This window comes from Pauljensenia sp. UMB10120 (genome assembly GCF_030212035.1).
Taxonomy (GTDB): Bacteria; Actinomycetota; Actinomycetes; order Actinomycetales; family Actinomycetaceae; genus Pauljensenia; species Pauljensenia radingae_A.
Window position 1 is genome coordinate 43,882 of sequence record NZ_JASODH010000006.1, and the last position, 13,718, is coordinate 57,599.

Genomic DNA, 13,718 nt, shown 5'->3' on the forward strand with positions numbered 1-13,718 from the left:
ACTCAAACGAAAATCCGGTGAACGGAGGGTAACGGAGCGGCTACTCACCAGGCTGGCGCACGCCGATTGTCAGCAGCAAGTTCGCGTACAGGCGCTGATCGCCCGTCGCCACAATAATGCCGACATCCTCGCTGCGAGCCGCGTCGTAGAACTTGAAGCGCGGAATCTCACCGAATTCCACATCCGGCAAAGCTGCCTTGTAGTCGGCGTGAGCCGGAATGTCAATCGTGTCCTGATCATCCTCAGGCACCATGATCTCCGCTTTTTCAATCGGGATCGTGCGCTTGAGAACTTCGAGGATCTCGTTGACGCCCAGCAAGCCGGGCGCAAGGTTGAGGGAGATCAGTTCGCAGCGCTCGTTCACGCCGGTGGTGTGCGGGTAGTTACCATCGGCCAGCAAGATCTTCGAGCCGTGTCCGGCTGCGGCAAGTGCGCGTAGGAACGCGGGGTGAGTCATAGGTCCGTACAGCATCAGTGGTGTCCTTTCATTCGTAGTGAGTGACAATTTGGGAGCTGGTCCGAATGACCAGTTCGGGGGGAATGATGAAGTCCTGCGGTGGGCGTCCGGCAATGAGGTCGACGATCTGACGAATCGCCGTGCGGCCCACCCGGTCAAAGGGCTGTCGAATAGTTGTGAGCGGCGGCGAGAAGCACTGCGCGCCCGTCTCATCGTCAAAACCGACCACGCGGGTGTCGTGGGGGAGCTCTCCGCCGAGCTCGCGAACGGCGCGCATGGCGCCCAGCGCGATCTGGTCGTTGGATGCGACGATTCCCTGAGGGATGCGCCCCATGCTGTAGGTGGCATCGAATCCGTCCACAGCATTCCACGAGCCACATTCGATGATCTCGACATTTAAAGAGGCGTCGGACTGCGCACACGCTTCTTCGAATCCCTTGCGCCGCTGATGTGCGTCGTTCCAGCCTGTCGGCCCCATCAGGTGAACGATGTCAGTGACTCCTCCACGCAACAAGTGGTCGGTGGCTACTCGTGAGCCCAGCACGTTATCGACAGAGACGGTCGATACGCCATCGATATTCGTTTCCGATGACAGCAGCAGCGTCGTCGGCGTTGTGCGAGCCAGCTTCATCGCCATTTCGATGACGGGGTCCTGACCGCCCAGAATGACGATTCCGTCGACTCGAAATGGGATCGCGTCACTGGTGACGTGTCCGTTGGACGTGTAGACACTCGAAATCGACACGCTCAGACCGGCATCGCTGGCAGCGTTGAGCACATGCAGCAACGTCTGGCCGTGCCCGTGGAACATCGGCGCCGCCATCAGCACATGGATGACACCTGTGCGCTTGCCGGCAAGAGCCCTGGCCGCATAGTTCGGCCGGTACCCCATCTCGTGGAGCAGCGCGGTGATTTTCGCTCGTGTGGAATCTGCGACTTCAGGGTCGCCTCGTACCACGCGCGAGACCGTGTTGGCTGACACGCCGGCATGGCGCGCCACGTCTGCGAGCGAGATTCGCTTGTTCTTCGCAGGTGGTCTGTTCTTAACGCGCAGAGGGTTCGTGGACACGGGTCTTCGCTGTCGTTGCAATAATGTCGGGCCTGTCGCCTGAAGCGATGTTCCCCATTGTTTCCAGTTGCGCGATGAGGGAGCCCAGGATCGACGCTTCGATCGGGCCGGCCACGACGCGCAGCTGAGCGGCCTGCGCGGTCAGATCACACAGAAGGTGGTTGCGCGCGCCGCCTCCTACCAGGTTGAGTTGGTCGGGCCTGCTTCCAGCGATCTGCGCCAGCTCGTCAATGCCGCGCGCATAACGCTGGGCAAAGGATTCAATGACCAGTCGTACGTACTCGGGCTTCGTCGAGGGAGGCTCACCGCCGGCTTCCCGGATCACGGTGTCGATCTTTTCAACCATTTCACCGGGTTCAGCAAAACGGGGGTCATCCGGGTCAAACAGATGTGCGGACGGGGCGCATGTGCGCGCAGCGGCCACCAATTCGTCGGTGTCGGTCGGCATTCCTTCGCGCTCCCACTGACGCTGGAGTTCCTGCAGGATCCACATGCCGGTGATGTTGAACAGCGGACGAACTCCTCCGTCACTGCGTGATTCATTGGTCAGGCCCAGTTTGAATGCTGCGTCAGTGAGCAGCGGGCGGTCCAGCATGCCGCCGAGCACGGACCATGATCCGCAGGACAGGAAGTACGCTTTGACGCCTTCTTCGACAGGCAGGCCGTGGACTGCACATGCCGTATCGTGTGCGCCGCCGCGCACCACCGTGAGCGATTCGAGCCCTTCGACCGTGCACGGGCCGACTGTGGTGAGGTCATCGTTGAGATCATCAACCCATGAACGGGGAAGACCAAGGCGTGAAAAGACCGTGTCTGACCAGCGTGGCGAACCAGGTTCGCACAGTCCTGAGCTGGAGCAGATAGAACGAGACCAGCCTTTGACGCCGGACAGTTTCCACGCGAAGTAATCAGGCAGAAGCAGAATCGTGTCGATGTGCTCAGCCAGTTCCGGTTCTTCGCAGGTCAGTGCAACGAGCTGGTTTGCGGTGTTGATGGTGGCTGGAGCGATTCCTGTCAGATGAAAGAATTCTTCATCATCAATGCGTTGACGGAATTGTTCCAATGTGCGTGCGGTGCGCTCATCGCGGTAGGCGCGTGGTGGGCCAACAGGATGATCGTCGCTGTCCAGCGCGACGAAGTCGACGCCCCAGGTATCCACAGATACGGATTGTGCGTCGGGATATTCCTGGACGGCTTTCTGCAGACCTTCAACGGTTTGATCCCACAAATGCTCCAGGTCCCACACCAGTGAGCCGTCACGTCGGATCGCTTCATGTGAGAACCGATGCACCTCGTGGATCTCAATATGGTCACCTTCCAAACGTCCTGCAACAACGCGGCCTGACGACGACCCTAAATCGACAGCTAGCGCAGTGGTCATGAAACGCCCTTCTTTTCTCAGTATTTTCAGTGTGATGTCAGTGGTAATTGTCCGAGGGTGACAGTGCATTCGCCCAGTGGGTGCAGTGATGGGTGGGGCGCCTTGACGCCCCACCCATCGGGCATCCTGATGTCAGCGGCGAGAGCCGGATGACTCAGCGGTACAGCGGTCCGAAGTTCTTGCAGGCACGGTAGTCCGCGCCTTCAACGTCGGCTGTTCCGAACAGTGTCCATGCGCGCGGACGGAAGATATCATCTTCCGGCACGTTATGCATGTTAACCGGGATACGGAGCATGGAGGCCAGCGTGATGAGCTGAGCGCCAATGTGTCCGTATGAGATTGCACCGTGGTTGGCGCCCCAGTTATTCATCACGTCGTAGACGGAGGCGAAGGCCCCCTCGCCGGTCAGACGCGGTGCGAACCAGGTGGTCGGCCATGCCGGGTCGGTGCGCTGCTCAATGGTTGTGGCGACCTCGTCGGGCAGATCAATGGTCCAGCCTTCAGCGATCTGCAGAACCGGGCCCTGTCCGTAGACAAGGTTGATACGGCACATCGTCACGGGCATTTCGCCGCTGGTGCGGAAGTGGGTTGACCACCCACCACCGGGGAAGTATTCGTACCCTGAGGGGTGGAAGGTTGTTGCCTCAAGGGCTGCCTTCTGGTCCTCTTCGGTTACTTCCCACCACGGCTTGATGACAGGCTTGCCGTCACGGGTGGCCTTGCCGGCACCATCCAGTGTGGTCGAGCCGGAGTTGCGCAGATCCAGGAAGCCGTCCTTTGCGTGTCCTTCCAGCTCATAGCCGGTGACTCGCTTGACCGATTCCGGGCTCCAGTAGGTGCGCACGTCGGAGAAGATCTGCGGGGTGTTGGTCAGCAGATATCCGAACAGCATGGATGCACCGTTCAGGGAGTCATTTTCGGTTGCGACAACTCCGACTGGCTGACGTGCGCCGTTCCAGTCAAAGTTGGTGTTGAGGACAGTTTCCATGACGTCGCCGTTGGGCATGCCGTCTGTCCACTGACGCTGTCCCTGGAATCCGGCTGCGATTGCACCATGGCCGCCGGCTTCTTCGGCCCATCCCTTTTCTGCCAGCTTGGGGTTGCCCTTCATCAGGTCGTGGCCGATCAGCACCATCTTGGCACAGGTTTCCCACCAATCTTCATGGCGCTCGGGATGCTGGTTCTTTTCCGGGTTGTAGTCCTTTCCGATGGTGAAGTTTTCCTTCATCCACTTCAGGGCCTTTTCGTACTCTTCTTCGTCGTAGATCTTCTCGTTGATACGGCGGTAGAACTCGGACATATCGATGTACTCATTGCGCATGCCGAGGTAGGGGCCGAAGAATTCGTCCTTGACCGTTGAGCCGGCAATGCCCATGGCAACCGAGCCCATCGACAGGTATGCTTCGCCGCGCATCTGTGCGACAGCCAGACCTGCCTTCGCAAAGTCGAGCAGACGGCCGCGCACGTCATCGGGGATAGTCTCGTCGTCAGCATCCTGGACCTGCTTGCCGTAGATGCCGAATGCCGGGAAGCCGAGTTGTGCGTGTCCTGCCAGTGCAGCGGCAAGGTAGACGGCGCCTGGACGCTCTGTGCCGTTGAAGCCCCAGATTGCGTGCGGGGTACGGGTGTCCATCTGCAGGGTTTCTGTGCCGTAGCACCAGCACGGGGTCACCGAGACAGTCAGACCAACGTTTTCAGTGTCGAATTTCTTCTGGCATGCGATGGCTTCGGAAACGCCACCAATGGTGGTGTCAGCGATGATGCATTCCACAGGTTCACCATCGATGTAGTGCAGTTCGTCCGTGTACAGCTTCGCCAGACGCTGAGCCATGCCCATTGTCTGATCTTCAAGGCTTTCACGCACTCCCCTGCGACGTCCATCGATAATTGGTCGGATACCGATCTTGGGGTGTTCAGCCATGTTTCCTCATTCCTTCATTGGTTTCGTTTGTCTTAGTTGGTCCCCTGCGTGGCAGTAAGGACGGTGACGTTCGGCCGAAGCGTCACGTCACTATTATGTCCCGTTGGTCAGGAGGTGGTGGAGGGGGATCAACGGGTTCTCCCCCTCCACCTGGGCTATTATCCGGTGGGATGTGAAATCACTCGTAGAGGTTGGCCTTAATGTCAGCATCGTCCATATTGGTCTTGTCATACCAGGCGAAACCGGAGTCAATGATCTTGGGCAGTTCTTCACCCTTGATGGCTGCAATTGCAGCCTTGACAGTTTCGTATCCCATCTTGACTGGAGCCTGAGTCACAGCGCCGGCCTGCACGCCGCTGCGAACGGATTCGAGCTGTGCCTTACCGGAGTCGATACCAACCATCTGAACCTTGCCGGCGTTGCCGGATTCGGTCACACCCTGCATCGTGCCGATGGCTGATGCCTCGTTCGTTGCGCCAATACCTACAACATCCGGGTTGGCGGTCAGAATGCTCTTGGCAACGTCAGCTGCCACACCGACCTCGCCGCCGATCTGGGGATCGAGCAGTTCGATGTCAGGTTCATTCTCAGCCATGTATTCCTGGTATCCGGCGCAGCGGTCCTTACCGGTCTGGGAGGTGTCATCGTGGCAGACCAGAGCAACCTTGCCCTTGTGGCCCACGAGTTCCGCCAGGTGCTTGGCGGCTTCAGCGGCAGCGGCCTTGTTGTCCGTCTGAACGGTTGTCACCGGAATGTCGGACTCAACGCCGGAGTCGAATGCGACCACCGGAATGTTGGCGGCCTTGATCTGCTCGAGGATCGGGGCGGCAGCTTCTGAATCCAGTGCTGCAAATCCGATTGCAGCAGGCTTGGTGTCCAGTGCGGTCTGGAGCTGCTGGAGCTGCTCAGTGATGGCTTGCTCGTTGGCGGGTCCGATGAATTCAACCTTGTAGCCGAATTCTTCACCTGCCTGCATTGCGCCTTCCTTCACTGCCTGCCAGAAGCGGTGCTGGAAGCCTTTCGAGACGAGGTAGATGGTTTCACCGCTGGCAGCACCGCCGGCGCTTTCACCGCTCTGTGTTGCACCGGCGTCGCCGGAAGCGGCGTTTGTGTCGCCGCCGCCTGATGAGCAAGCGGTCATTCCCAATGCCATTGCCCCAGCGGCAATGAGGCTCACGATACGTCCAATTGGGCGCATTGCTGTTCCTTTCTTTCGGGCGAAGGTCTTTCTTCGCCGTTGTGGTGGTTGGACGGTTGTCCGATTCAAGTAATGCTTACACTGCCTGAGCACGGGCTCGGCGGACGTTATCGATAAAGACTGCCAGCAGGATGACCAGGCCGGTCACCACAAGCTGCCATTCCTTTGCAACACCCATCATCTGCAGACCTGTCGTCAGCGTGTTCATCAGCAGCGCACCAATGAACGTACCGATGATTGTGGCGCGACCACCGGCAAGTGAGGTACCGCCGATGACGACCGCTGCGATTGCCTGCAACTCGAGTCCGAGACCTTCAGCAGGTTGTGCGAATCCGAATCGTGCTGAGTACAGGATGCCGCCGATGGCCGTGAAGATACCGGCTGCGATGTACACCATCAAGGTCCAGAAGCGCACGTTCACGCCTGACAGGCGTGTGGCTTCGATGTTCGATCCCATCGACAGCGCGTAGCGGCCCAGGACCGTGCGCGTCAGCAGGATCGATGCGATGACAGTCAAGATAATGAAGATCAACGCTGCGTTGGGCAGGGAGCCGATCAGTTTGCCGTTCGACAGGTTGTAGTAGAACGGCGAGGGGATCTTGATCGAGCTCTTACCCGACAGAATCAGTGACAGACCGTTGGCTGCCATCATCATGGCCAGTGTGGCGATGAAGGGAGGAATACCCAGGAACGCCACGTTAAACCCGTTGACCAGTCCGATCACTGCGCCGACCATCAGGACGAGCAGCAAGCCGATACCGACGGGCAGCCCCAGGTATCCGGATTCGGGTGAGCCCATCAGCAGACCTGCCGACACCGCTGTCAGCGTCATGCCGGTGCCCACTGACAGGTCGATGCCGCCGGTGGCGATGATGAACGTTGCACCCAGCGCCATGACGCCGATTGCAGAAGCTGCCATCAGGACGTTCATGAACACGCCAATGGATGCGAAGTTCGGGGCTGCGAACAGGAAGTAAATGTAAATCAGGATCAGTGCAGCGAATGCGAAAAGCTGCTGAATTGATGACTTCAGGAAAGTCACGACTTTGCTGTTGGACTTTTCTGACGCTTGGTCTTTCGTTTCAACCTCGGTGCTCACGCGTCCACTCCCATTGCTTGCTCTTGGCCAACGGTGGCCAGTTCCATGATCTTTTCTTGGGTGGCTTCCTTGTTATCGAGGATGCCGATAATGCGGCCCTGTGCCATCACTGCGATGCGGTTCGACAGGCGCAGTACTTCGGGCAGTTCCGATGAAATCACAACGATTGCCTTGCCTTGCGCCGCGAGGTTTTCCAGCAGTTGATAGATCTCTTCTTTTGCGCCCACGTCGATACCGCGTGTTGGCTCATCGAAGATCAAGACATCACTGTCTCGAACCAACCACTTGGCAATAACAACTTTCTGCTGGTTACCACCAGACAGGTTCAACAGGGTCTGATTGATTGAAGGGGTGCGAATCCGCAATTTGTCCACATAGTCGAGTGCGGTCTTGCGGATCTTGCGATCGTCGACAAAGCCCGCTTTCGCATAGTCCTTCATGTCGGCCAGCGTGACGTTGGCTTTCACGTCAGCATCCAGCAGGATTCCGAAGCGTTTACGGTCTTCGGACAGGTAGCCGATACCGTTCGTCACCCCGTCTTTGGCGTTCGTAATCCTGACCTTCTTGCCGTGCACGTAAATGTCACCTTCGGTGCGCGGATCAGCACCGAAGACGCATCGCGCCACTTCGGTGCGACCTGCACCCATCAGACCGGCGAATCCGAAAATCTCACCCTTCTTCACGTCGAAGCTCACGTTCTTGATGAGATTCTTCGTGGACAGGTTCTTGACTTCCAGAACAGTTTCGTCTGTCTGCGGCTTCGTGGCGGGACGGACGTCAGACTTCAGTTTGCGTCCCACCATCATGGAGATGATTTCCTGCATCTCCACTTCATCCGTGTTCACCGTGCCGACGTATTCACCGTCGCGCAGAACGACCACGCGGTCCGTAATCTGCTTGATTTCAGGCATACGGTGCGAGATGTATATCAGACCGGTTGACGGCGTGACGAAGTCGTGGATCAGGTCAAACAGTGCGTCCGTTTCTTCGATCGTCAACGCCGCAGTCGGCTCATCCATAATGAGAATGTCTGCGTTATACGACAGCGCTCGGGCGATTTCCACCATCTGGAGGCGCGCCACTGACAGGTCGCGACAGTAAGCCTTGGGGTTGATATCCATCTTCAGATGATCGAAAAGCTCCTGAGCATCCTTGTTCAGTTTCTTGTCATTGACGATCCCGGCTTTAGTGGAGCCTGGGCGCCCCAGGTACAGATTCTGGGCAACCGTCAGGTCGGGAACGATGTTGAGTTCCTGGTGAATGATGGCCAGACCAAGGTCACGTGCGTGGTTGATGCCCGTCACGTGGACCTTTTCGCCCTTGATCCAAATCTCGCCGCCTGGATCAGGCTGATAAATACCGGTCAGGACCTTCATCAGCGTCGACTTTCCGGCACCGTTTTCACCGCAAAGCCCCAGCACTTCTCCTGCTCGAAGATCCAAATTGACATTCGAGAGTGCTTTGACGCCCGGAAAGGTCTTCGACATACCTTTCAAGTCGAGCAAATGTGTCACGTCTCACCCCTTCGTGCGTGGTACATAACGCCTGCGACAAATAAGACCTAGACCGTTAGCGCTAACGACTCCAGTGTCACATTTGTACGACAACGTGCTTGACAGTGTAGCTTGGTTCGTGCAAAACGACAAATAAAGTGTTAAATCTGCCAAAAACGATATAAAAACGTAATTTTTCGTCCTCGTATCAGCACGACCGCTGCGCGACGCCGACCGTTTACGTGATCGTTAACGATTGAAGGGTCACAGCGTACCTTTGTCGTGATTCATCAGGCAAAACCAGGATTGAACGACGCTCTGCCGCCTCGGGTTAAGCGTTTTTCACCGTGAATCTTCCCGGATTAGGGGACTTCCTCGTGTTAGTCGTCTCGCTCACTGCTTCAGCGTGTCACGCCTGACCGGCCCTGCGCGTGCCCTCGCGCGAATATCCACACTGATCCCCGCAACAAGCACTCTCTGGCTCACCGTCACATAGGTGTCATCTCCGCGCACCTCGCAGCCGGCGTGAGCCCCATTGCGCTCGACGACCTCACTGGCCACCGTGCAGGCATTCATCCCACCTCCGGTCCACTGTGCAACCGCCGACCGATGCCCACCGGCAAGGGCTGCAACGTCAGCCACTGCCTGAAGACGGGTCTGATGCCCGTACACACTCCCTGCACCAGCAATCACCACACACATCATCACGGTGCATGCGATGACCGCCAGCGCGGAGATGGTGCCTGATCCTTCCTCGTTCCCCCTGTCGCCGTATACCATCAGGGCACCAGCTCGGAAATGGTGGTGATCGTGCATGATGCTGTAGCACCGACCCATCCTGCCGGCGCAGCCACACTGGCGCGCCCGGTGACCGTCATCCATCGCCCTGATTTGTTCGTTGTGACAGTAACGGGCCTGCCGTACGCCTGGGAAACACTGAGAGCTGGATCCTGGCCACCTATGGCTGCTTCATGTGCACCTTGACGAACCGCCGAACACAGTTCAATGCGCGTGTGAGCAATGTTGACGACGCCAAGAACGAACGCCACCACGATCATCACGGCGAAAAGTGAGAGCGCATGTTCGACTGTCACCATGCCGTCCTCGCTATGCCCGCCCGTTTCGCTGCCACCAGCGGGGTGGTCCCGTAAGCACTCCCTGGCACTTACGGGACCACGTGTCGCATGCCTGTTCACAGTGAAAGCGCCTGCTGGATAATGCCCTGAAGCAGGGATTTCACTGCGCCTGACTTGAGAACGACGAGCAGAAGTCCGGCGAAGCCGGCTGCTGCGACCGCCCCGATCGCGTATTCCACGGTTGTGGATCCTTCTTCCGGATCGGCATCATGATCCTCGACATGGTGAGCACGTTGGATCATTGCGTCGTATTGACACCACGTGTCACACGCTGCCTTCGTCGCTGCATCTTCGATGCGTTGGGTGATTGCCATGTTTGTCCTTTCGATCAATAGTGACTGTCCGCCGTTTGACGGTGTGACCACCTTCCGTGACACGCACTGCGATCTCCATCGACTGTGCGCAAATTGTGGAGCAAGAAGCGCCTGGAAGGGCAGCTGTGGATTCAACGCATCTGTAGATGCGCGGTGTGGATAACCAGGGGCTGTCAGGTGCCGACCCGTCAGCTACCACAGCCCGCCAAAAGTGTTCGTGCCAATATGCAGCAGGATTGGCACGACGCCCAGGGCGATGAAGGACGGCAGCAGTAACGCCCCCAGCGGGATGACAAGGCGCACCGCCAGGCGTTCAGCCTCACTTTTTGCATGTGCGATGCGCCGTGCCCTGACCTGGCGCGCAGCACGCGTGAGCAACGGCACCGGCGACGTGCCATCGCTCCATGCCGGCTCGAGGACATCAGCCAGCAGCGCGGCGTTGGCTGGATGGGGATTCCACGCATCACCCCACCGTGCCCCCAGGACCAGTTCGCTACCGATCCGTTCCAGTTCCGCGCCATTACTGACGCGGCCCAGCGTGCGCACAATGGAGGGCACTGAGGCACCCGCATCCATTCCCGCGATCGTCAGATCGCACATAGTGGCCGGGTCGACGCCCTCGCTTATGTCAATGGTTCGGGTGATCATGCGAGTGGAGACGAGCCGACCAGCGATCAGGCACACCGTTCCGATGATGGCGCTGATGGTGCCGATCCCACCGTCACAGAAGCGCTCAAGAGGGTTCGCCCCAATCAGCTGGCCCAGCGCAATACCCGCCACAGGCAATGCGGTGAGAATACGTGCCGAGGTCAAGGGGCCAGACCGTGCGATGGCGCGCGCATCTTCGGCGGCTGCAGCTTCATCGATACTGTCAGCCACAATATCCAGTACCTCAGCAAGCGGCGTTCCCAGTTCCTGCGTCAGGCGGCATGCGACACTCAAGGTATGAGCTGAGCGCCGACTGACCCGTTCGCTCACTGTGCTGCGTCGCCGCAGCCGCCCACACGAGGACACTAGGTGGCGCCACGACAACGCGTCTCGCTGCCGCACCAAACCCAGCACATCACGCCGCACATCGCGCCACGAGGGAGCGCGCGCCAGCCTCGCCACGGATCGGGGAACACCGTCCTCGGCAATCCCCTCCCATGAACCCAGGTGCGTAGAGCCAACTCTGTCCCACGCACGCATCCACGCCTCGGCAGTCGGCATACCGGCACGCAGCCGGGCTGCCACCTCGGCCACCAACATCGACAACTGGGAGCTGCTGTCCTGCCCGGCCGGCACGACATTTGACGAGGGAGGCACTGGCTTCTGTGCGCGAACTGCCTTCAATGATTCGTCGAATCTCCAGGCCACGATCACAGCCTGAGCGCGCCAATGTTTGGCGGCCGATATGCCAATCGCCGCGACCAAACAGGCACTCATCAAGCACAGTAGCGCCATCATGGAGCAGCACTTTTCGCGTCCAGATCGATGTGCAGCCGTTCAGCCAGCAGTGGCCAGGCGCGATCAGGGTAGAGCCGGCCATCACGCTCTCTCAGCGCGCATTCACATTCACAGGCAACGCCACCTGCTGTCCGGGTCAGAACACCAATCTGGCTGACCCGCCTTCCATGCGCATCGCGCCTCATCTGAATCACCGCGTCAAATGCGGCCACCGCCTGCGCTGACAGCGCGGCATCCGACAGGCCGGCCAGCGATCCGAGGGCAGCCAGACGTGCCGGGACATCTTCCACCGCGTTGGCGTGGATGGTAGCCATTCCCCCGTCGTGTCCGGTGTTGAGCGCCGTCAACACGTCACGCACTTCGGCGCCTCGACACTCACCGAGAATCAGTCGGTCGGGCCGCATTCGCATCGCAGCGCGCACCAGATCCGACAGGCTCACCGCTCCCGCGCCCTGAACATTGGCCTGCCTTTCCTGCAAGTGGATAACATGCGGGTGACAGGGACGCAATTCCCGTACCTCCTCGATACACACGATCCGTTCGTCATGCGGCACGCTGGACAGCATGGTCGACAGCAATGTGGTCTTACCCGACCCGGTCGCCCCGGATATCAAAATGTTGGCCCGCAGTGCCACCAACTGGGCCATCACGCTCGCGATGGAACCGTCCATCAAAGACTTGCGCACCATCTGCTCCAGCGTCATGGAGTGAGCGCGCGAGGTCCGCAGGGAAATCACCGTTCCTTCATCAGAAACTGGTGAGAGCACCGCGTGCAGGCGCACGCCGCCGGGCAGCGTTCCATCCACAATCGGACTGGCCTCATCCAGTCGTCGTCCGCACGCAGCTGCCATGTGGACCGCGAGCGCCCGAACCTGACTTTCCGACCCCAGCTGCACGTCAACGCGCTCCACCCCCTGCCCGCGATCGATCCAGACACTGGTGGAGTTGACGAGCACATCTGTCACATCGGGGTCCGCCACAAGAGGAGCAAGGTCCGGTCCGAGTCCGCCGGCGCGCGCCACCAGATCGTCAAAATCGGTGGCCAGTTCTCTCACTCCTGCACCCTCGCGAGCATTGTCACGCACCGCCCGGACAGCTGAGTGCCCCTGAGCGAGCGCGCGCCTCATGGTGTGACGGCTCATCGCGCACGCTCCATGCCCGACCTGAGCGCGGCATACATTCGCTTGACGGCAAAACCCCTGGGCATCCCACCTCGAAAAGGACACTGTATAGCCTGAATCGACTGGAAGCCGCACTCGCGGATACTGCCCAACAGTTGCGTCGTCGTCCCGTGCGTCGTGGCAATCACGACGGGCACAGCAGGTGGCGCATAGCGGGATATGCCGGCCATCAGCGTACACACCCCGTCCAGGTCGGCGCGTCCGACCAGGCACAGCGCATCGATTCCACATTGGGAGGCGGTGCGCATTGCGTATTCATCCCACCGTCCCAGATCGACCACAACATGCGCGCGGGAGCTCACGCTGGTGAGCACCCGCACCAGCCTCGTATCTGAACGTGCCGGCCCACCACGGCAGTCAGCCGCGAGGATTTTCACGCCGTCACGCACGGGCAGAGCGTCAATGAGCGTGCCAGTCCATCCGGTCTCGTCTGCGCGCAGGTCACCCCAGTGGATACCGTCAGCGGCCACGTCCTGCGCCGCGCCCACGCCTGGCCCATACTCGGCGGTGTCCACGACGATCACGGGCGGAGGGGGAGCCTGAGGCAGAACCGGCAGCGGGTGCGACCGGATCTGCTGAGCCAACGCCCGCGCGATTGCCGTCACCCCCACCCCACCTTGCCATCCGGCGCAACCGATGCGTATCAGGTCAGGGGAAAATACCGGTGACGGTGCACATGAGGCGACAATGTCGGCCAGCATCATCTCATCGCCGGGCAGGCGCAGCGATCCGGCAGGGCCGACAACAATGACCGGCACCTGTGCAGACGCACGGACTGACGAGGGTGGCCCATCCGGATCCGAGGTCAGCCACATGTCGCAGGGCAGTCCGTCGCTGGCAACCGTTCCGCCTGCAAGCTCGATGATTTCACATGCGCTGCGCCTGGCACCCTCGTCCAGTCGATCCAGTCCGACGCGCACGTTCCACTGTGTACTCATGCCGTCACTTCATCTCACGTGGCTTCCCTCGTCCACCTCGCTCAGTCAACCTGTGGAAGACTGGAGAGAGACACCACCCTGTGGA

General features: G+C 59.6%; 13 protein-coding genes. All 13 read right to left on the minus strand.

What is annotated here, in order from left to right:
• Positions 1 to 40: 40 nt before the first annotated feature.
• Positions 41 to 472, minus strand: a complete 432-nt coding sequence (locus QP093_RS06940; RefSeq protein ID WP_058237465.1) for an RbsD/FucU family protein — start codon at positions 470 to 472, stop codon at positions 41 to 43.
• A 13-nt stretch (positions 473 to 485) separates the two neighbouring features.
• Positions 486 to 1,526 (minus strand): LacI family DNA-binding transcriptional regulator, encoded by a 1,041-nt coding sequence (locus QP093_RS06945; protein ID WP_285015894.1) that lies wholly within the window; start codon positions 1,524 to 1,526, stop codon positions 486 to 488.
• The gene (locus QP093_RS06950; RefSeq protein WP_285015895.1) at positions 1,501 to 2,907 is read right to left on the minus strand and encodes a rhamnulokinase; all 1,407 of its coding nucleotides are present in this window, start codon (positions 2,905 to 2,907) and stop codon (positions 1,501 to 1,503) included. The genes QP093_RS06945 and QP093_RS06950 overlap by 26 nt, the downstream gene beginning before the upstream one ends.
• Positions 2,908 to 3,061: 154 nt before the next feature.
• Positions 3,062 to 4,828 carry an L-fucose isomerase gene (locus QP093_RS06955; RefSeq protein ID WP_058237467.1) on the minus strand — a complete coding sequence of 589 codons (1,767 nt, stop codon included), beginning with the start codon at positions 4,826 to 4,828 and terminating at the stop codon, positions 3,062 to 3,064.
• A gap of 178 nt (positions 4,829 to 5,006) precedes the next feature.
• Positions 5,007 to 6,026 carry an ABC transporter substrate-binding protein gene (locus tag QP093_RS06960; RefSeq protein WP_285015896.1) on the minus strand — a complete coding sequence of 340 codons (1,020 nt, stop codon included), beginning with the start codon at positions 6,024 to 6,026 and terminating at the stop codon, positions 5,007 to 5,009.
• 76 nt (positions 6,027 to 6,102) lie between these two features.
• Positions 6,103 to 7,125, minus strand: coding sequence for an ABC transporter permease (locus tag QP093_RS06965; protein WP_285015897.1), 1,023 nt, complete (start codon positions 7,123 to 7,125; stop codon positions 6,103 to 6,105).
• Positions 7,122 to 8,639: a sugar ABC transporter ATP-binding protein gene (locus QP093_RS06970; protein WP_285015898.1), complete on the minus strand. Its 1,518-nt coding sequence runs from the start codon at positions 8,637 to 8,639 to the stop codon at positions 7,122 to 7,124. The genes QP093_RS06965 and QP093_RS06970 overlap by 4 nt, the downstream gene beginning before the upstream one ends.
• A 372-nt stretch (positions 8,640 to 9,011) precedes the next feature.
• Complete coding sequence (locus tag QP093_RS06975) at positions 9,012 to 9,398, minus strand: Rv3654c family TadE-like protein (RefSeq protein WP_058237471.1); 387 nt, start codon at positions 9,396 to 9,398, stop codon at positions 9,012 to 9,014.
• The gene (locus QP093_RS06980) at positions 9,398 to 9,715 is read right to left on the minus strand and encodes a pilus assembly protein TadE (RefSeq protein ID WP_285015899.1); all 318 of its coding nucleotides are present in this window, start codon (positions 9,713 to 9,715) and stop codon (positions 9,398 to 9,400) included. Before QP093_RS06980 ends, QP093_RS06975 begins: the two co-directional genes overlap by 1 nt.
• A gap of 95 nt (positions 9,716 to 9,810) precedes the next feature.
• Positions 9,811 to 9,996 carry a DUF4244 domain-containing protein gene (locus QP093_RS06985; RefSeq protein WP_058237916.1) on the minus strand — a complete coding sequence of 62 codons (186 nt, stop codon included), beginning with the start codon at positions 9,994 to 9,996 and terminating at the stop codon, positions 9,811 to 9,813.
• A gap of 264 nt (positions 9,997 to 10,260) precedes the next feature.
• Positions 10,261 to 11,424, minus strand: coding sequence for a type II secretion system F family protein (locus QP093_RS06990; RefSeq protein ID WP_285015900.1), 1,164 nt, complete (start codon positions 11,422 to 11,424; stop codon positions 10,261 to 10,263).
• A gap of 86 nt (positions 11,425 to 11,510) precedes the next feature.
• Positions 11,511 to 12,656, minus strand: coding sequence for a TadA family conjugal transfer-associated ATPase (locus tag QP093_RS06995; protein ID WP_117394378.1), 1,146 nt, complete (start codon positions 12,654 to 12,656; stop codon positions 11,511 to 11,513).
• Complete coding sequence (locus tag QP093_RS07000; RefSeq protein ID WP_285015901.1) at positions 12,653 to 13,633, minus strand: hypothetical protein; 981 nt, start codon at positions 13,631 to 13,633, stop codon at positions 12,653 to 12,655. The genes QP093_RS06995 and QP093_RS07000 overlap by 4 nt, the downstream gene beginning before the upstream one ends.
• Positions 13,634 to 13,718 lie beyond the last annotated feature (85 nt).

Coding starts and splice junctions, on each gene's coding strand:
- QP093_RS06940 (WP_058237465.1), bottom strand. CDS start 472: ATGCTGTACGGACCTATGACTCACCCCGCGTTCCTACGCGCACTTGCC.
- QP093_RS06950 (WP_285015895.1), bottom strand. CDS start 2,907: ATGACCACTGCGCTAGCTGTCGATTTAGGGTCGTCGTCAGGCCGCGTT.
- QP093_RS06955 (WP_058237467.1), bottom strand. CDS start 4,828: ATGGCTGAACACCCCAAGATCGGTATCCGACCAATTATCGATGGACGT.
- QP093_RS06960 (WP_285015896.1), bottom strand. CDS start 6,026: ATGCGCCCAATTGGACGTATCGTGAGCCTCATTGCCGCTGGGGCAATG.
- QP093_RS06975 (WP_058237471.1), bottom strand. CDS start 9,398: ATGGTATACGGCGACAGGGGGAACGAGGAAGGATCAGGCACCATCTCC.
- QP093_RS06980 (WP_285015899.1), bottom strand. CDS start 9,715: ATGGTGACAGTCGAACATGCGCTCTCACTTTTCGCCGTGATGATCGTG.
- QP093_RS06985 (WP_058237916.1), bottom strand. CDS start 9,996: ATGATCCAACGTGCTCACCATGTCGAGGATCATGATGCCGATCCGGAA.
- QP093_RS06995 (WP_117394378.1), bottom strand. CDS start 12,656: ATGAGCCGTCACACCATGAGGCGCGCGCTCGCTCAGGGGCACTCAGCT.
- QP093_RS07000 (WP_285015901.1), bottom strand. CDS start 13,633: ATGAGTACACAGTGGAACGTGCGCGTCGGACTGGATCGACTGGACGAG.